At 61.9% G+C, this 18593-nt stretch carries 14 protein-coding genes; 7 read left to right on the forward strand and 7 right to left on the reverse strand.

The window, feature by feature from the left end:
- The first annotated feature begins 462 nt into the window (after window positions 1–462).
- The 4 genes from WDW90_RS14595 (at window position 463) to WDW90_RS14615 (ending at window position 10025) form a co-directional block, all read left to right on the forward strand.
- The gene (locus WDW90_RS14595) at window positions 463–4830 is read left to right on the forward strand and encodes a DUF4214 domain-containing protein (RefSeq protein WP_336488123.1); all 4368 of its coding nucleotides are present in this window, start codon (window positions 463–465) and stop codon (window positions 4828–4830) included.
- Between the two features lie 266 nt (window positions 4831–5096).
- Window positions 5097–6299 (forward strand): hypothetical protein, encoded by a 1203-nt coding sequence (locus WDW90_RS14600; protein ID WP_336488124.1) that lies wholly within the window; start codon window positions 5097–5099, stop codon window positions 6297–6299.
- A 1624-nt stretch (window positions 6300–7923) separates the two neighbouring features.
- The gene (locus WDW90_RS14610) at window positions 7924–9225 is read left to right on the forward strand and encodes an MFS transporter (RefSeq protein WP_336488125.1); all 1302 of its coding nucleotides are present in this window, start codon (window positions 7924–7926) and stop codon (window positions 9223–9225) included.
- Window positions 9226–9830: 605 nt separating this feature from the next.
- A complete protein-coding gene (locus WDW90_RS14615; protein WP_336488126.1) occupies window positions 9831–10025 on the forward strand; it encodes a hypothetical protein in 195 nt (64 codons plus the stop codon).
- 22 nt (window positions 10026–10047) lie between these two features.
- Here WDW90_RS14615 and WDW90_RS14620 read toward each other — a convergent pair whose 3' ends face one another.
- Together WDW90_RS14620 and WDW90_RS14625 are read right to left on the reverse strand one after the other, a co-directional pair.
- Entirely contained in the window at window positions 10048–10623 is a 576-nt protein-coding gene (locus WDW90_RS14620; protein WP_336488127.1) for a helix-turn-helix transcriptional regulator, read from the reverse strand.
- A gap of 52 nt (window positions 10624–10675) precedes the next feature.
- Entirely contained in the window at window positions 10676–11161 is a 486-nt protein-coding gene (locus tag WDW90_RS14625; RefSeq protein WP_336488128.1) for a hypothetical protein, read from the reverse strand.
- 31 nt (window positions 11162–11192) lie between these two features.
- Between WDW90_RS14625 and WDW90_RS14630 the strand changes: the two genes are divergently transcribed.
- The gene (locus WDW90_RS14630; RefSeq protein WP_336488129.1) at window positions 11193–11819 is read left to right on the forward strand and encodes a transposase; all 627 of its coding nucleotides are present in this window, start codon (window positions 11193–11195) and stop codon (window positions 11817–11819) included.
- Between the two features lie 1053 nt (window positions 11820–12872).
- Here WDW90_RS14630 and WDW90_RS14635 read toward each other — a convergent pair.
- The 3 genes from WDW90_RS14635 to WDW90_RS14645 form a co-directional block, all read right to left on the reverse strand.
- Window positions 12873–13301, reverse strand: coding sequence for a hypothetical protein (locus tag WDW90_RS14635; RefSeq protein WP_336488130.1), 429 nt, complete (start codon window positions 13299–13301; stop codon window positions 12873–12875).
- A gap of 1254 nt (window positions 13302–14555) precedes the next feature.
- A complete protein-coding gene (locus WDW90_RS14640; protein ID WP_336488131.1) occupies window positions 14556–15443 on the reverse strand; it encodes an MBL fold metallo-hydrolase in 888 nt (295 codons plus the stop codon).
- Window positions 15444–15687: 244 nt separating this feature from the next.
- A complete protein-coding gene (locus tag WDW90_RS14645) occupies window positions 15688–15969 on the reverse strand; it encodes a response regulator (RefSeq protein ID WP_336488132.1) in 282 nt (93 codons plus the stop codon).
- 101 nt (window positions 15970–16070) lie between these two features.
- Here WDW90_RS14645 and WDW90_RS14650 point away from each other — a divergent pair, with 101 nt between their 5' ends.
- A complete protein-coding gene (locus tag WDW90_RS14650) occupies window positions 16071–16289 on the forward strand; it encodes a hypothetical protein (protein WP_336488133.1) in 219 nt (72 codons plus the stop codon).
- Window positions 16290–17403: 1114 nt separating this feature from the next.
- On the opposite strand, the gene WDW90_RS14655 is transcribed toward WDW90_RS14650, so the two are convergent.
- Both WDW90_RS14655 and WDW90_RS14660 read right to left on the reverse strand, forming a co-directional pair.
- Window positions 17404–17643 carry a hypothetical protein gene (locus tag WDW90_RS14655; RefSeq protein ID WP_336488134.1) on the reverse strand — a complete coding sequence of 80 codons (240 nt, stop codon included), beginning with the start codon at window positions 17641–17643 and terminating at the stop codon, window positions 17404–17406.
- Between the two features lie 93 nt (window positions 17644–17736).
- A complete protein-coding gene (locus WDW90_RS14660; protein WP_336488135.1) occupies window positions 17737–17949 on the reverse strand; it encodes a hypothetical protein in 213 nt (70 codons plus the stop codon).
- A 339-nt stretch (window positions 17950–18288) separates the two neighbouring features.
- Here WDW90_RS14660 and WDW90_RS14665 point away from each other — a divergent pair, with 339 nt between their 5' ends.
- The gene (locus WDW90_RS14665; RefSeq protein WP_336488136.1) at window positions 18289–18549 is read left to right on the forward strand and encodes a DUF6894 family protein; all 261 of its coding nucleotides are present in this window, start codon (window positions 18289–18291) and stop codon (window positions 18547–18549) included.
- Window positions 18550–18593: the final 44 nt, after the last annotated feature.

An 18593-nucleotide genomic window follows, 5' to 3' on the forward strand; every position in this document is an offset into this window, starting at 1 on the left:
GATTTGAGACCGCAGGGTTAAGATGTGAGCGCTCCCCGAGAGCAAAGGTATCGCTCGCTCAGGCCTGGTGTTGCAGTGCGGCAACGCGGCTAACAAAGTATGAATGCATCGTTCAAATGGATGATGCTGCGTCCGGCGGACAAACGTAATGCTCCCCGCCCACATGGGATTTGGATGCTGTTGTAACGGAGCTTCAGAGGGTATCTCAGCCGATTGAGAGACGGCGAACTCGGTCGTGTGACAGATCTGTCGCCGGTCCGGTGCTGCAATTGCTGGCAGTTCTACTCCACAGAGCTGTTCCGTTAGGCCGCAAAAATCTCGCCAATTCGCGCGATACCTGAAGCCGGCTAATACTCGGACGCAGAAATTCTAAAGCATCCGGTTTGAACTGAGTAAGGGCCGAACAGGTGCGACCGCATTCGGGCTCAATTTCGGAAGTTTGCCGTCAATTAGGGGTTAAAAGTGGACGAGATCTCCGTCAAGTCGTCGTTTTACTACACAACGAGCGGTGCTTTTAATCGGCCCTCTCAGTATGCAACGCTTGTGACGTCGCTGCCTGGAGACGGAGTAAAGGGAGGGCTAGACTCTGCCCTGGGAGAATTCGTTCAAAATAAAGTCACCGTAAACCTGTACCCAATGCAGTCTTTTTTGCCAATGCAGGCTGTCGGAGTATTCGACCTTGGCGCTGTGCTGAGCGCGGAGCAAGGAACGGTGAGTGTTAAGGTGAGTTTTCCGGGTTGGAGCCTGGATCCGATTAACCTCATCTCGCATGCATCCGGTACGAGTTCCGTGGTCTATGACCCAGCGCCCGCAAGTAGCGCCCTGAACACTGGCGGTTTCTTCAGCGACGGAGTGCAAACCGCCTCAGAGATTGGCATTTCGCCGGCGATCTCTGGTCCAATAGGCGGTCCGATCTCCATCGTAACCAGCGCGACTGCCGGCGGGCCATTCGATCCAGCCGCCTCTCAATATACGGCCGCAATCGTCGTGGAAGGAGAACAGATTTACGCGCCAAAATCTACTATAGACTATATCAAGGACGAATTGCGAACTGCCGTCGTCCAAAATCCGGGGGCATCTGACTACGACGTTGCCGAGGCTGCCCTCAGCCATGTTATAACAATGCGAGAGTCGGATGCGCAAACTTCGTCACAAAACTTGAATTTGCGTGATGCAGAGTATTTTCTGCGCGGATATGCGGGAGGACTAGCCGATGTTCAAGGGCAGCAGATCGGCGGCGATGCAAATCTTGGGACTTTCGTGTCCGAGCTCGGTAATCGAGGCGGGCCGGCGGCCTGGATTGCCTATGCAGGACTCAAGTTCATTGCGACCGTCAAGCAAGACGTGGCGAACGTGCTATCGGGCGATGGTCTTCCGACCGGCACTTTAATTGGTACTAATGGGCTGCCTTCTTCTCCCATTGGCGGTTTCACGCAAAATGCTGTTGGCTTTGAAAAAGGACTGGCGAACTACACGGTACAAGACATTCTCAATGATGTGAATCCTCTGTCTTCCCACCTGCTGGACGCCGTATTCGGCGATCAGAGTCAGGTTAACATCGATTCGAACCAGCAACTCTTTGGCGCTCCGATAGGCCAGCCGCTGCTTCCATCTAACGCCGCCCAGCCAAGCTTCACCATCACCGGTCCGACCACGAGCACGTCGTTCTTCGATGTAAATATTTCAGAGCCTACTAAGCTTGCTTACTTCGACCCGTCTGGCTCGGACACGTACAGCTTTGCAGCGCAAGGTAATTCTTATTCGGGTCTTCTGGTGCCGAAAAGTTTGTCGAGCGGTCCTGTTATTCTCGACGCGGGAGGCCGCGAGTTTTCTATCGCGCCGGACCAGTATTTCGACCTCCACGCTGCCGGCCTGTCTGCTGTTTCAAGTTTAGCGCTTTCAGTGCAGCCAGGCGCCTCCCCACTCGTCGTCGGCTTTACATTCGACGTCCAGGGCGCAACGACGGTCGCAGAAACTCAGACAGCCGTTGATCTTTCTAGTATTATCACCTCCAGCGGCACGCGCATGCCGGCTGGGGCGTCCGTGCCGGTAGCCTCGTTGAGCGCAGTCTCTGCGACTGCACAGGTTGTGGCGGGCCAGAGTACGACAGGTTCGGCGGGTGTCGCCGGCACCGGCGTGTTGGCCGGCGAAGGCAACCCGAACGGCGGAGCGCTTGCCGTCTCGGCGATCCAGAGCGGCGCTGTTGGTCAGCCCGTCGCTGGAACGTACGGCCTCCTCACGTTGAATGCTGACGGCTCGTACAGCTACACAGCCGACAATCTCCTTGCTGTCTCCGAGGCTCAGGCAGCCAACCATGTATTCAGTCAGATAGAGCTGACCGGTACAGCTGCCGATATTGCCGCGGTCCAGCAAGCTGCGTCTACAGTACCGCTTCACGACCGATTTAACTTCATTGTCAGTGACGGCAAAGGTGGCTCGGCTGCGAGTACGTTAGACATTGCGGTGACCGTGCAGGACGAGGGGACGCCTAACTCAGACGTTACTCTGCCCGGCCCCGGCAGTGCGATCACCGTCGTGCACTACGACGCTGGCGGGCTCCTCACCTCGGTTACACAGAGGAACCCGGACGGCTCGGTCGATTCGCTCAGCTACAGTGTCACCCCAGAGGGTAAGCTGGTTCCGGTCGAGACCCATCAACCTGCGCCAGGCGCTGGCTCCGACGGGCCCGGCGCCACAGCCCATGCATCGGATCTCTCCGTCCCGAGTGGATCGCAGGTTGACCTCGGCGCCACGGGCAGCACCATAGGAGCGCTGGTGGGATCAGGCACGCTCACCAGCACGACCAGCGATGCCAACCTGACCCTTTCTCCGGCCGCGGGCTCGTCGAGCACGTTTGCCGGCCAGATCAAGGAGGCCTCCGGCCATACGATCAGCCTGACGCTCGACAGCCCAGGCATGCAGGTCTTGGCCAACACCAACACCTACTCCGGTCCGACGACCATCAAGGCCGGGACTCTGACTCTGCAGCACGCCACGGCGGGAAGCGTTGACGCCGTGGGCTCCGGAATCGTCGCGCTTCAGGGCGGTACGCTCAGCATCAGCACTGGCCAAGGCGCAACGCTGACAAACGGGCTCGAGCTGGGCGCAAGTGTTAGCGCGGGCGGCACCATCGCCAGCATGGACCCGAAGCTGGTGCTCGCCGGCGAGATTAGCGGCGCAGGTTCGCTGACCCTGACGGGCACGGAGATCGATCTCACGCACAACAACCCCAACTTCACCGGCACCGTCTATCTGAACAGCGGAACGATGGTGCTTGGCACACCTGGTGCTCTGGGCAGTGCTGTTACTGCGCATCTGGTTGACCCGACGATTAAATTCGCGGCCACAGGCACCTACGCGAGCCCGATTTCTCTAGACGTGGCAGCGGCTGGATCCGGCGCGGCTCAGACCACCGCCAGCGACCCGGCCTTCATGCAGATCGCCGGCGGCATTACCGCGACGCTGACCGGCCAGATCATGACGGGAAGCGGTGCCAACGCCCTGGGCTTCGCGATCGACCAGAGCCAGCCCCTCGTCATCTCCGGTCTCGGTGTGGGCGCAACTCTCGTTCTTTCCGGTGCCGGCGCCAACAGCTACATGGGCGGGACGACTCTGCAGGGCAGCATCACCCTGGACCTCGCCAAGGCTGGTGCCGCGGGAACTGGCGGCATCAGCTTCACCGGCTCTGGCCAGACCCTGCAGATCGAGACAGCGGCCGTGGGATCCGACAGCGGTCATACGCTTGCCAACCAGATCACCGGGTTTGCCGCGGGTGACGTGATCGACTTGAGCGGTATCGGCTCGGCGACGGGCGCGACTTACGACGCCGTGGCTCGCACGCTTACTATCGCCAGCGGCACACAGACCGAGACGCTCAACATCAATGCCGCGCCTGCCGGCTATCAGTATAGCGTGGCTGCGGACGGGCGCGGCGGTACCCAGCTAACGCTCAACGCCACGGTGGCGTCCGGCGGCGGTGGAGGAGATGGCAGCACGCCGACCTCGACCGGCGCGGAAGGGGGAGGAGCGGGCGGTCCAGGCCTCGTACCTGATCCGACGCACGCTCCCTATTTCGGCTCCGTCGCACATGATGCGAGTAGCCCAGGAGGCGAGATCTACGCGCTTTATCATGGCCTGCTCGGGCGTGATCCCGACCTGCTTGGGCTGGAGGGCCACGCTGCCGAAATGCAGGCTGGCCTGAGCCTCTCAGACTTGGCGCAGGCTTTCATCGCCTCGCCCGAGTACCAGGCGAACCACTCGGCCGACGAGACGAGCACCGCCTTCGTGCAGGGCCTTTACCGTGATCTGCTGCTCCGGGATGCTGAGCCGGATGGTCTGGTCTTTTTTACGACCGAGCTCGGTCACGGGATGAGCCAGGGACAAGTGGTCGCTCAGATCGCCACCTCGGCGGAGGCGCAGCACTTGCTGCAGGAGGGCTTTACCTCCGGCATCTTCGTGCCCGATGCCGCAGCGAGTGAGGTCGCTCGCCTCTACCACGGCCTGCTCGGGCGCGCGCCGGACGCGAGTGGTCTGCAGGCCTTTGCTGGCGGCGTCCAACATGGAGCAGGACTCAGTGATGTGGCGCAGGCGATGATCACTTCGCCCGAGTATATGAGCGCCCACGCAGACTTGAGCGATGCAGCCTTTGTGGAGAGCCTCTATAGCGGCGCTCTGGGCCGCAACGTGGATGCGGCTGGAGCGACGTTCTTTGCGGACGAGCTAGCACACGGCACGTCTCGAGCGGCCGTTGCGCTAGCCATCGCGGAGAGTCCCGAGGCGCAGTGTCACCTGCTCAGCCAGATCGAGGCCGGCTGGCACCTCGTGGGTTGAACAGAGGGCACACCGGCCGAACAACTGGCAGAGTGGGGGCGCGCCCCCGCTCGCGGCACGGGCGTGCCCCGGTGGCTTGCTGGAAAAGCCGACAGACTCGTGTGAGGGACGCAGCGGATCATAACTGCGGCTCCTCGATCACACCGCCCCGAATATTCGGAACGATGGCGAGATCGCACTTCGTTTGCCATTGACGCGCATTTCTCGAATGCAGCATTTCTCAACGCACTGCGGATCGAATCCAGAATATTTTAAAGGGCGCAACCGTGTCGTTTGCTTATACCGTCTCACTCAATGATCCAGCCAACTCCCTCCAAGATGGTGACCTTCTTGCTGATGTTCGTGCGGCTGCCTCGGAGTGGGCAGGTTACCTGAATGGATTAGGATCCCTGGATATACAGGTGAATGTTTCCACGACGTCGGTCGGCCGAGCAAACGGCGGCACGGCAACGGTTGTGCCCCTAGGGGCGGATGGATCAAGGCAGCTCATTGAGAATGGAACCATCCATGAGCTCAAGACGGGCATAGACCCAAACGGGACCGCCCCCGATCTCATTATCAATGTTGACCCAAACTATTTGAAGACACTCTGGCTCAATCCGAGCAGTATCGCAGCGATACCCAACGACAAAATCGACGGGATTAGCGTATTCACACACGAAATAGCTCATGGCCTCGGAATTCAGGGCTATCGCGATCTTTCGACTGGTTCGCTGGGAGCCTATGAATCCACATGGGACAAGTTGGTTACGACCAGCCCGGACGGCAGCGCTTCTTTTACGGGAGCCAATTCGGTGGCTGTCTATGGCGGTCCGGTTTCCGTAACAACCACCAGCAGCACCCAGAATTATTTTCATCTCGGTAACTCCGTCAATGAAGCGGATGGCCAAGACTTGATGAACGGCATTGTTTTCAAATACGGGGTTCGTTACGACATCTCTAAGCTTGATCTCGCAATCATGAAAGATCTTGGCTTGACAACTAACGGGTCAGATCTAAATTCTGTCTATCGATTCTTTGATACAGCCACCCAGGATCATTTCTATACGACCAGTGCTGTAGAAAAAAACCAGATCTTGGCCACACAGCCCAGTTATCACTATGAAGGTGCGGCCTGGGCTGCTCCTGACAAAAGTGCCGCCACCATCGATGTATTCCGTTTCTTCGACAGCGCGCACAACAGCCACTTCTTCACGACAAGCGTAACCGAGCGCGACCACATCCTCCAGACGCTACCGAGCTACAAATACGAAGGAGTGGCGTTCCAAGCATATGCTGACGCAAGCGCGGCAGGCCCGGGCGCACTGACGCTGGAGCGCTTCTTCAACACGAACACCGGTCTCCATCACTACTCAGCCAGTGCCAGTGAGACCTACGGCATCAACCATGGCACCGCCGGCGCGGGATGGATCGATGAGGGGCCAAGCTTGGTCGTGCACGCCCCCACGGACGGAATGCTCTTCGCCTGATAAGGAGTCGAGACCAGGGGTTCGGGCACAAGCCAGGGATACGCGCTTGTGCCCGCATGGCCGGTCAGCCGCTCGATTGCGCCCAGTTCGCGGGTACCGTCACGCCGTCCTACAAGCAGGCTGGTCTGCCTGTCAGGCGCGGAGGCATGGGATGGAGATCGATATGCTCAGTGAGAGGCGGTCTGCGTCAATGCCATGAACTCGACCTGCACTTGGTTGAGCTTTTGTCTTGCCCCAGTTGTAGCTCCGCACGGTGTTTCGAACTGAATCGGCGCGGATGCGTCTCGCTGCCTTTGGAAGGGCCGAAAATGCCGTGTGAGGGACGCGGCGGATCATGGGCGGCGGCCCGGGGACAGGCACCTTTCACCGCCAACCCGAGCCGTGAACCGGCGCGCCGCCGACTTGCGGCGTGAGAATCTCGGCGCGCACGGACCAACCATCGCCGCTTTGCGGGTCGCTCTGGAGCGCGCCGGCATCGAGTTCATCCCCGAGAATGGCGGAGGAGCCGGCATCCGATTCCGGGCGAGACGCGATGCCAAGACGGAGAGATGATTGAGCCGCCTCAAGGGAAAGTCACGGCTGCGACGGCCTTCCTGTCTCGTGAGACGCCGCGCCAACCTTTCGAACGGGCGATTACCCCTTGGACTCTACCAAGGCGGCATCGAAGGCACGGATTGCGAACTTGCGACGAGAGAGGGCCCGCCGCTCGTAGCGGTCGAGGGCTGCCAGTTCTTTGGCGAGATTGGCAAGGATGTTCGCTTCGCGTTCCTCGGCGGGGAGAGGGGGCCGCGGTTCAAGCCGAGCTGCGCCTGCTCCCGGATGAGCTCCGCGTGCAGGCTTGGGGACGAGCCCAGGTACAGTCCCAGAGCACAACCAAGTGGAGCGGATTTGGCTCGATCTGCGCGAGCACTTCCTATCGCAGCGTGTGCTCGACGGCTACGACGCCATTGTCGCTGACTGCTGCGAAGCTTGGAACGCATTTATACCGGCGCGCCTCAATTCTGATCGGTTGTTTAAAACCGCTGAGCGGTGCGAGGACGAGGAAAAGCGGAACGCGTCAGGGCGCATGCGCGCCGGTATATGGGGCCAAACAGGAAATATACTTGCAGGAAACTCGGCCTTCCCGCATAATTTCTCATATAGGGAGGGGCGCAGATCCATCATGATTGTGAAGCTTTCCGGTTCCTTACCGGCCTAGGTTCCGGACGAGAGCAATCTTTAGCCGCCAGCCTAAGAAGCCTCTGCCCACTCCTCAAATAGACCATGCGCCGCGTGAGTCTCTATTCCTGGCACTCCAATTCCCGCACCGGCAGGGGGTACATGCAGTTGTAGTCCAAAGATCAGGCCTTGAATCTGACGAGAAACTTCCACAAAGCAATCGCGCACTCATAAAAGCGGCCTATGCAAATTTGGAACCGACCCAAAAACACTCAACGATATAGGGCTTCGACCGTGCGAGCGGCGTTATCTCGGGCGAAAGAGGCTCCTGAAATGCAACCAATGGAGCAATGCCATGGAAATTGCTGGTAATCCCCCGATCCAAGGCGGGGTTGGGTTTAGCCCAGCGCACCCAGGGGCTGAAGCCGCTACGTCGAACATCGCGGGCCGGCTGGAACGCCTGCCAATGACAGCCTATCAGCGCAAGATCTTCGCCATCATCGCCTCGGCTTGGCTCGTCGATCAGGTTGACGTCGCGCTCCTCACGTTCCTGCTCGGCTCGATCGTGGTCGCCTTCGATCTCACCCCGACGCAGGCAGGCCAACTCGCCGCCATGACGTTCGCAGGTCAGCTGGCCGGCAACATCCTGGCTGGCACCGCCTCCGATCGGTTCGGACGCAAGATGGTCTTCCAAGTCACGATGATCGTCTGGGGCTTGGCCAGCCTCGCGGCGGCCGCGGCCTGGAGCCTCACCGCCCTGATGGTCTGTCGCTTCCTGATCGGCGTGGGTGTCGGCGGCGAGGCGCCCGTCGCGCAGGCGATGGTGTCGGAGATCGTGCCCGCCAATGTGCGCGGCAAGTACATCGCCTTCATGGAGGGCTTCTGGGCGATCGGCTATGTCCTGTCCGGAGCGATCAGCTACTTCATCCTGCCCTATCTCGGCTGGCGCTGGGCCTTCGTCGTTGTCGGCCTGCTCTCTGGCGTCGTGCTCCTCGTGCGCCGCGCCATGCCAGAATCGCCGCGCTGGCTTGCCGATCACGGCCGCCACGCGGAGGCTGATGCTGTCATGACGATGATGGAGACCGAGGTGATGCGCCGCAGCGGAAAACCTTTGCCGCCGGTGCCGCACCTCGCTGCCGCAGCGATACCCACCCCGCACCAGAACCCGATCGCGACGCTGTTCTCGCCCGAGTACCGGCTGCGGACCGTGATGGCCTTCGGAATGTGGTTCTTCGCGCTGATCGGCTTCTTCGGGATCAACTCGTGGATTGCCGTGCTCCTCAAGGAGAAGGGCTTCTCCATCGTGGGGTCGGTCGGCTTCGTCACCCTGATCACGATCGGCGGCATCCCAGGCTTCTTCACCGCTGCGCTGCTTCTGGAGAAGATCGGCCGCAAGGTGACGACGGCGGCTTTCCTGATCTGCTCGGCGGTTGCGGCCTACTTCTATGGCAACGCCGTCGACCAGACGACGCTGTTCATCACCGGGTTCATCATGCAGTTCTTTATGTTCGGCATGTGGAGCTGCCTCTACGCCTACACGCCGGAACTCTATCCGACTCGGGCTCGCTCGACGGGGGCAGGCTTCGCCTCGGCCTTCGGGCGGATCGGGGCGATCCTGGGGCCGATGATCGTGCCGGTTCTGGTGCAGAACTATGGACCGCCGGTCGCCTTCCAGGTCGGCGCGGGCGGCTTCCTCATCGCCGCCGCGCTCGTGCTGACCCTCGGCGTCGAGACACGCGGAAAGATCCTCGAGAACGTCTCGCACTGAGCCTCGAAAGCCTGGCGCGGGGTCCCTATCCCGCGCCGGTATCTGGGAAACAACGGGGATTTTCTTGTGTCAGAACCTATGGTGGACATGCGCGGCCGCCCGTCCTTTCTGCAGCCATTCTTCGGAGCAGACCCAGAGACGCCCTGACCTGACCGGTATTTCGAACCGAGCCGAGTGAGAGACTTCTGCCTGGCGACGGCCCTGGGTTAGCCGGAGGGCCAGATCCGGGGTGGTGACAGGCGCAGGCGGCCTGCCGTCCGTGCCTGCCCTCACCCCGAGGGCGCCCCTCCGCAAAAGCTCCGTCTTGACCGCGAGAACGCGCCGGAGATGGAACTGCGCCTCGGACACAGCGCGGGCTGCTTCGTGGAGCCCTAGGACTCTCTCCGGTGCTCATCCGGAACCATGCGAAGGCGCTGCGCTGGCATCCCTCAGACGCATGATGTGGGGCGCTCCCGATTCGCATAAGCATGCGGTGCGGGCTCGGCAGAACGTAAGGTGCTCGACCTTTGACCTGGCCAAGCCGCAAACGGTGGGCGCCCATGCGCATCAGTGTGAGCTTCGAGCCAATCCGTGCTGCGACCCGAGAGGCCGACGAAGAGGCGCGCTTGGTCTTTGCGAATGAGCGCCTCGTCGCTCTGCTGGTGCCGGCCAGGGAGGGCTGGTTCCTGCAGGTCGGCCTCGGTCCCTGCGAGCGTGAAGGTTTGCTGTTCGGGAATCTCGGAGGGGCGGAGGCCTGGGTGCGCGCATGTCTCGCGACCTGCCCTGCCGAGCAGGAGCGTCGGGCCGAGCCGTTGGTGTGAGCGGCCGATATGAGCCGCGCGGCTAGGGTAGGGCTGAGAGGCGCGTGACCAGCATCACGAGGTCGGCTTGGCGATTGGTGCGGGTCTTGGCAAAGATCGCGCCGAGTTGCGTGCGCACGGTCGCGATGCTCACGCCCTGCATCCGTGCGGCCTCGGCCGTGGTTGCGCCGCCCGCCAAGAGTACCGCGAGCCTCGCCTCGGCGGGCGTCAAGCCGAAGATCCGCTCCAGCGCCGCTTGCCTCGGTAACGGCGTCGCGTCGAGGTCGATCAGCATGAGAACCGTGTGCGGACCGTCCTCGCTCAAGGCGGGAACCGGCACGGCGTTCATGATGAGCGGGCGGCGGTCCTCCCGCTCGATCAGAATCCAATTCTCGCAATTGAGCTGAATTCGGGTTTTGCCTTGGCTGAGCAGATCCTTAATCAGCTCGCGGCCGAATGCTTCTACACTGCCAAGACGCTCATCGGACAAACGGAACATCTCGCCGACAATCCGCCGTGCGCCATCGTTGGCCGCCAGAACTTGACCCGAGGTCGCCAGAAGCAGGCCGCCGCAGCCCATTCGATCCAGGATCTGCAACAGCGGCATGCCGATGAGCATCAGTGCTTGATTCCCGGCGTGCCGTGCGATCGGTCGGTTTCAAAAATCTGCTTTACCGTCGGATGAAATCTGTGTCCATTTCGTGAATCGCCGCATCCCCCATTTGGGGGATGAGGCGCCGCAACGCATGAGAGTGCTGCGAGAAGTGCGTCCTGAGCGGATCGAGGGTGGGCGATGAACGCGGCGCTGGAGCATGCATTCGGGCTGCAGAACCGTTCGGTAACATCACGGCCTCAATCGTGCGGCTCTCCACCTTGACGGCCGGTGCCCTGCCGAGATGCCGAGTATGTTTGTACAGACTGTGCGCCTCGGCCAAGGCCCGGGCCGCTTCGGCAACGGCGAAGTCTACGCCGTGTTTGCCCGCAATCAGCACAGCGAGGCGCTCGATCTCGGCGTCGGCATGAGGATCAGGGTCTGCGGCCAACAGGCCGTGCTTGCGGGCATTCTGACCGGAGCGGCTCTTGCCGGCGGCCGTGTGCAGGCCGGTGCGCGCCTGCGCATTCCGGCGGTTTGCGCGAATGGCTCGATCGGAGGTCATGTCAGGTGCGGGAACGTGCGACGGCCATCGTGTGAGCCGGCTGCTTCGCGTCGATCACGTCCGCGGTCGCTGGACGAGGCTCGGGCTGTGGCGCCGCCTCGGCCAGCGCCTCGCTCTTGACTGGAGGCGAGCCCGCGGTGACGAGGTCGTGCCCTCGGCGGTAGTGGTCGACAGCCGCTCCCTGCGCTCGACGCCGAGTGCGTGGGTTCGGGGCATCGACGGCGGCAAGCTCGTCAAAGGCGTGAAACTGGTAGCCGTCTGCGACAAACACGGCTCGCTGCTCGACCTCGCTCTGGGGCCCGCCAACGTGGATGACCGGGCCGGCACCCTGCCGCTGCTGCCGCGGTTGGCTGCACTCGGCTTCCAGGGCGATCTGCTTGGCGACAGTGGCTTCAAGGGAGCGCCGTTTGCCGCGGCGGCGCTCATGCACGACATCCACGTCTCGGTCTCGCCCAGCGGCACACAGGACGGCCGGTTCTTGCCGTGCGGGATCAGGTGGGTGGTTGAGAGACTTTTCGCTTGGTTGAGCCGCTACCGCCGGCTCAACATCGTCTACGACCGCCAGCCTGAACTCTTCGCGGGGCACGTCTGGATTGCGATGATCTCAGTCATCTCGCGGCGGCTTGTCGCTCATATCCAGACGCAGCAGGCCATTTAATTGCGTACAGCTTCTTAGCGACGCAGTCGTGATCGGCGCGCTGAAACCGCTGTGCAACCGACACAGATACCTGGATCCCAGAGCTGTTCTCTCTGTCCGGTGACACGAAGCTCAGGCAAGCTTGCTGACGCTGCGCTTGCGCCACGGCTTAGCCCTTCGGCTTGAGTCGACAAGCTCGCCCCCGGGGGTGCCGGAGCTGTCTCCAACGCACAGGCCGCGTATGGCGCGAAGCCCAAGATGCCCGCTGCCAAGCACGGAAGGTGAGCAAACCTCAGCATCCGCGGCAGATTGGCTGAGCTGCATCTTGGCCACTCTTCATCAGGCGGTTCATGACGATCTCCGAATCGTTCATCTGAACGACCGTTGGATCCGCTTTCTTGTTTGTGTTCGACCTCGACACACTGGCTGTCGTTGCCGGCTCTGCTGTTTGCGCAATTGCGGAAGGGTTCTGGGGCTTTCCGGCCAGCGGCGGCGCTGCAAGCTCGTCTGGGCGCAATGGCTTCCAGTTCGCCCGAGCCAGCTGCGCTCCTCTGAGCGCAGCAGTCGGCTCCACGCCGGGACGTCGCTCATCGAAGCGCATCGCCGTGATCTGACCTGGAATGATGACGGCTGGGTACGCCGTGCTCCCGGACGCAGCAGGCAAGTGGGCGTATTGCGCGGGAACGCCGATGAGATGCGAGCAGCCGCTCATGCCCACAAGGATAAGGCCGCTAGCCGCGACGCGTCTCGGAATCATGGCTCACTTCCGTCTTAACCTAAGCCGTTATCATATGCCTAAGTCAAGGCACAGTGTGTGGTTCCTTCTACTCCGGCTGAATTAGGCAGCCGATCGAATTTTCTCAATACGCGCGGTGGTTTGTACGAAATGTACAGGCGAGTACAGAACAGATCTACCAAGCGCAGCTGAGACTCGAACCCGCGGGAACTAGGCCGCGCTAAACGAGCTGAGCCCTTTACCCCGCCGCCCGCACGCTCCTCGACATTGTCGCGCGAGCGGAAGCCGCCTAGCGCGCGCTCAGCAAGGTTGAATGCCACGGCGCACGCCTTCTGAACCTACCCGCGATCGAACGCATCGACCGCATGGTGGCGACCGCCGATCATCGTCGCGACACGCTCCTGCGCGAGATTGAACGCAAGCGCGCGAGCTTCAGCCAGCAACTCCGGGCCCCGGGCAAACGCGCTGTGCAGAGTGGTGAAGGGCACGCCGGAGAGCCAGCCCGCGAGGCGCCACTGCAGACCGCCGAAGGTCAGGGTCCAAATCAGCCCGATCAGGCGCCGGCGCAGGGCGAGATCCGGTTTGCGCCCACGGCGGTGCACGCCAACTCGCTCGCGTTCCAAGGCCTCCAACTCGGCCTCAACGGCGAAGACGAAAACCCTGATGTCGGCCAGGGCATCCCAGCCATCGCCGCGGCAGGACCCGGGAACGCGGCGGGCAGAAGGTGCGGGTGGATTGGCGGTGCGCGGAGCGTGGAGGCGAGGCATCAGCCCGATAGGGTGAGCCTGCGCTCGGCCAAGTCCTTCTATGAGGCAGAGCAGCCGCTACCGCCCAGCCTCATTTCGCGTACAGCCTCTAAGCCCCTCATGTGGCTTGTGGAGTCCTGCCGTCGCTGCAGTTTCCTCGAGCTGTCCGCCGTGGTGGGCAATTGATTAGGCGGCGCGCGTGTCGTCGATCTCCGAGAGCGCCATACGCCCAAGTGTGGAGATGGTCCAACTCCGTGTTGTGGGCTGAAAGTGCGTGTATCCCAGCCGGCGCGCGTCCTGGCGGGCCACACTCTGTCGAGCAGTGCATCCAATCCCGATTTCCTGGACTGGAACAGGACCGTCCCGATTGGAGAGAGCCTGCAGAAAGCGTCTCATTTCATTGTTCATGGTCGGGCCCCTAAGCGCACTAATCAATACAGCTAGGGAGGGAGCCGCAAAGTCCATGCTTCTTTCCGAGGCAGGGCATCGAGCCGCGTAGTTATGCGCATTAAACACAACTCGTCCGCCTTGTTGATCCAGCCGTGGCGGCGCCTGCATCCGTTTGACGAGTGATCCGAGACAGTCCAGCAACGGCTGGGAGCGGAGGCTTCTTGGCGCGGTTTCTACCTTGCATCTGAGAGCGTGGAACCTCTCAGCGTTCGGCATCTTGGCTGCGCAAGCTCTATGGCCTTTGGCGAGACCGCATGCCCTTCGTCCTTCCGACTCCGACGCTTGTCATGCCCGACGGCCGGCACCTGCCTCGTGTCATCGTGATCGCGAAGCCGAAGTCGCAGTAGGCGCGGCGCTCTTTCGTGCGCCTCGCACTTCACTTTTGCGATGGTGGAGATCTGACCAACGACGAGGCTGATGATGTCGGTTTACGGCACCGACAGGCCCCGTCGGCAGAATTCACGCCCCCCTCGAATGACGTTGGCAGGGCCGATCCTGACCTCCTCGTGTGCACTCCTGCCTCGCAGCCTCGGCTCGCGGGGCTCTTTGTTTCTGGCCGCGTTTCACCTGCGTGAGTGTCGGGCTCGGCGTGCTGGCGCAGGATGCGTGAGTCGAAGTCTCCCGGTTTCGACACGGCCCTGCCACTCTCCCACTCCTCGGGACTCAAGGTGGCGGGGCCGTCCTGACCTCATCGGAACACTCTCGCCCCGCAGCCTCACAGCTCGCGGGGCTTTTCGCACGCACCAGCTTGACTGCCGGTAGCCTCTTCATAGACGAGAATGGCGAGTGGAGATCGAGGCGCCCGCGATTGTTGAAGGTAGCGCTTTACGAACCTCGGTAGGCCGATCTGTCCTCCGCTTTTGCGGGCTCCTCGACATAATGACCCTGCTTCGGCAGGGCGACGATGTCGAAGTCACGGGCCAGAGTGTGCAGCGCCTCGCGTAGAGCAGCCCCCTGCAGAGGACGCCCATGCCCCGTGATCGCGAGTTCCGGCTCGAGGTCAGCCAAAGCTTGGACCGACCGCCGGGCGGCGTCCCAATCAAGCGTGAAATACATCGGCGGGCCATGCAGTTCGGGTTCCTGCACGGCGACAGCGTAGGCCGACTCCTGTGCCGTCGTCACAAAGGCGTCGGCCGCGATCAGGGTTCGATCGGCGTCGCGCCAGAGAGCCACCTGACCGACTGAGTGACCGGGCGTGTGAATCCAACGCCAGCCCGGCATTGGTGGCACCGAGCCATCCTCGGGCAAGGTTGCGAGGTGGGCGGATACATCGACAGGTGCGCGGGGAAATAGTGGGGAGAGCCGCGCTACTAAGCCGCCACCGACGGTGGGGTCCGGGGGCGGGTAGGCGGCTGATCCGTTGAGATAAGGGTGCTCAAGCGGATGGGCCCAAACCGGGACCTGCCACTCGCGTGAGAGGTCCTCAACCACGCCGACATGGTCGAAATGACCGTGCGTAAGCACGATCGCCGACGGACGAGCTCCAGCGCCGAAGCGCTTCTCTGCGGCCTTTACGATGGCCGCCTTGGAGCCCATCACACCCGCGTCAATCAAGACCCAACCGCGATCGCCTGCGCCAGGGCGGCCGTAATAGATCACGTTGACGATGGCATGGCGTTGGTAGGCAAGGTCGCTCCCAACCTCGTGGGTACCATCTGATCCGAGCGGCCCATCAGCGCGCGCATCAGGATCAATGGGGATCTGCTGTGACATCAGGCGCCTCTAAGGTGGGCCTCGGACCGGCTCCCTGGTCGACCAATCTTGTCGAAGAGGTCGAAGTTCCAGCTCGCGCTGGCCATCCTCAGCATGCCACGGCCCGCGCCTCCGGCGCGCAGTCGCTGCGCCGCTCCGCCGCGATCTGCACCGCCCCCCGCCCGACCAATCCGGACAGGTCTTGATCCGGTTGCCGCCGCAGTCCGAGTAGAGGAGCTGCGGGGCAACAACCGGCACGATCGCATCAAGCCAATGACGTGACGCCAAGCTGCTGAATGGCGGCGACGAGAGCGGTCGGACGGCACGGCTTCATCAGCGTGAGGCTGTTGCTGACCGGGCGCGGCCTCTCGGCGGTGTAGCTCGTCACATAGATGACAGGGATGTCTGGAAAGCGGCTACGCGCCTGCTCGGCGACATCCCATCCGATGAAGCGATCGGGCAGACGGACGTCCGTCAGCAGCAGGTCGATCGGCTCACCTGAGTTCAGCAGAAGGTCCGCAACTTCGTAGGTCTCCGCCTGCAGCACATTGAAACCCCCTCGGACAGGCCGCTCGACACCACGTCCAACAGTGGCGCCTCATCCTCTACAACGAGGATCGTCGGGGCGTCACAGCTCGGGCGGCTGCGTTGTTCGTCGCCCTCGCTATGAAGGCGGGACGCCTCTCTCAACAGCGACTCTCCCTGCTCCTGAAGGGCTTGCGCGACATCAAGCTGGCCTTGGCGTTGGAAGAAAGCCGCCGCGGCGCTCAGCTCGAAAGCGATGGTCTCATCAACCAGGGCCGCAGACTGAAGGTCGGCAGGGAAACGCGTCAACGCAGCCTCCTTTCCGCTGTTCAAGCGCGCTAAGGTCCGAAATCATACTATGGTGTAAGCGCTTAGAAGCAATCTGCAACTAACGGAAACCTTAGCCGGAAACAATTAGAATTTTCCTCATATAGGGTCATCTCTAATCCTACACGATGCTCGCTGACGCGCACCGTTTGTATGGCATTGGACGGGTGTTCCCAGATTTTGACACCTTTAACTGTTCAAGTGCCTTGCTAAGCACGTGCGAAATGTGGAGCGGCCTGGAAATATCCGTGACGTGAGGGGGAGCTTGCAAGACGTATCTCGCTCTTGGGTACTCGCGCGATGACCGCCGCTCTCTATGTCACGGACGCAAACGGCTGGCTGACCTACTACAACGAAGCCTCTGTCGCCCTGTGGGGGCGTCGCCCCGTGATCGGGAAGGATCGCTGGTGCGGATCCTGGCGCCTCTATGAGACTGACGGCACGTCCGTACCGCTCGATCAGTGCGGAATGGCGGTCGCTCTGAGGGAAGGCCGCGCTGTCGAGGGTGTGCAAGGCCTAATGGAGCGGCCGGACGGCACTAGGGTGCTGACTGTGGGACACTCGACTCCTCTGCGCGATCCTGCTGGGACAATCATCGGTGGCACCAACATCACCCTGGTTGTCGACTTACCGTCTGAACCGGAGCAGGACGCTCCGATCGCACCGAATGGTTCGCATTGAGCGCGATCCGCCCGCAACATTCCAGCAACAGCACCGCGCGACCATCAGGCGCCGCGCTGTTCACCCCCTCAGACAACGCGGCCGGCGGGTCGGGCCGCGAGGGCGATCAACCACTCGACCCGCCGCGTCCGATCACGCCGCGATGAGCGACAGCAGAACATAGGTCATCATGGCGAGCAGGCTTACGATCGCGGCAAGGCCGAAGATCGTTTCCATGGCATCGATCTCTTACAGTGATTTGCATGACTGCACCCTAGCGATTGAGGCTGTCTCGCAATCGAAATCGGCAGTCCGCCGCGTAGATAATGCTACGGTTGAGTAACCTCGGCAGGATACCAAGCTGTGTCGCGCGCGCACTGCCCAAGTCGCCGCTCGACAGGCGGGTCGAGCTGCATGAGGGCTTCGGTAGCTCGGCCCGTCGGCACCCGCCGCGCGGGCCCTTCGCACTTCAAGCCAACCTCAGCCCCATCGCCTCCTGCAGCGGCTCGCGCAGATCAGGCAGCATCGCGAACGCCTGTGCGAACTTCCGCGCCTCCTCGCGCGACATGCGCTGCATCGTGGTGCGGCGCTCGGGATCGTCCGCGAGATAGAAGTAGGCCATCGACATGCCGGCCGCGTCGACCATCTTCACGCACTCCTCGAGTTCGACGATGCGCCAGGGCGTGGGGAAGTGGCGGGGCTCGGCCATGCGAACAGCCAGATCAGCACCATGCCGCCGAGGATCATCGCCGCTAGTCCTACTGCAACGGTCAGCATCAAACGGGTGCGCACGTCGGCGGGGTCAGGGGTCATCCTTCTCTGGCGCCTCCTGACGCGCCGCGCCGCGCCCGGGACGGAGGCTCCATCCAGAACCTTGGTACCATACATAGCCCGCGATCATCGCCGAGGTGAGTGCCGCAAACCACCATGGGTGCTCGTCGAACTCGCCCATCAGGACCAAGCCCGTCAGCAGAGCAACCAAGCTGTTGATCGCGGAGCCGGTGATCGCCTTCATCGCCGCTGGGGCCGCGCCAGCAGGATCGCGGTGTGCACGGCAGCAAGATTCAGCAGGTACCCCGCCGCGATCGGGGATGCCGCCTGTCGATCGCGCACCGCAGGCGGCAGTGCTGGAAGTCCGGATCGAAACGCTGCTGGCAGCGCCCCCCACGTGGTCCTACACACAGCAAATGTATAAATTAGAACATAAGGATCGTAGTCTTTAATACATTTCGTAAACAACCTTAGATATTGATTTATGTTTGCATCATGTATACCAAGGCATAGTTAAGTGATTCGCCGCGTAATGGCGAAAGCAACCTTCCCAAAAATCAGGCTATTTCGAGGGCGATGCTTCATGGCGCGGTACTTCTTTGACCTAGGTGATACATCGTTGTTCGCTTGCGATGACGTCGGCGTCGAGTGCGCAGATCAGGCAGGCATCTTTGACGAGGCGCTTAGAGCACTCTGCGAGATCGTGGCACAGCGGCCGGTTCGATACATGGCTGAAGGGCTCTCGCTTGCCGTGCGCGACGCGGCCGATCGCGTCATGCTGACCGCTGCCGTGAACCTGCGGGCCTCGTGGCATGGCAGTGAGTCCGCTACTGAGGCCGCGTAGCAAGCGGCCCATCGCTTCAATCTTTGCGGGACATCCTGTTGGGC

Source organism: Methylobacterium nigriterrae, from assembly GCF_037106235.1.
GTDB lineage: Bacteria > Pseudomonadota > Alphaproteobacteria > Rhizobiales > Beijerinckiaceae > Methylobacterium > Methylobacterium nigriterrae.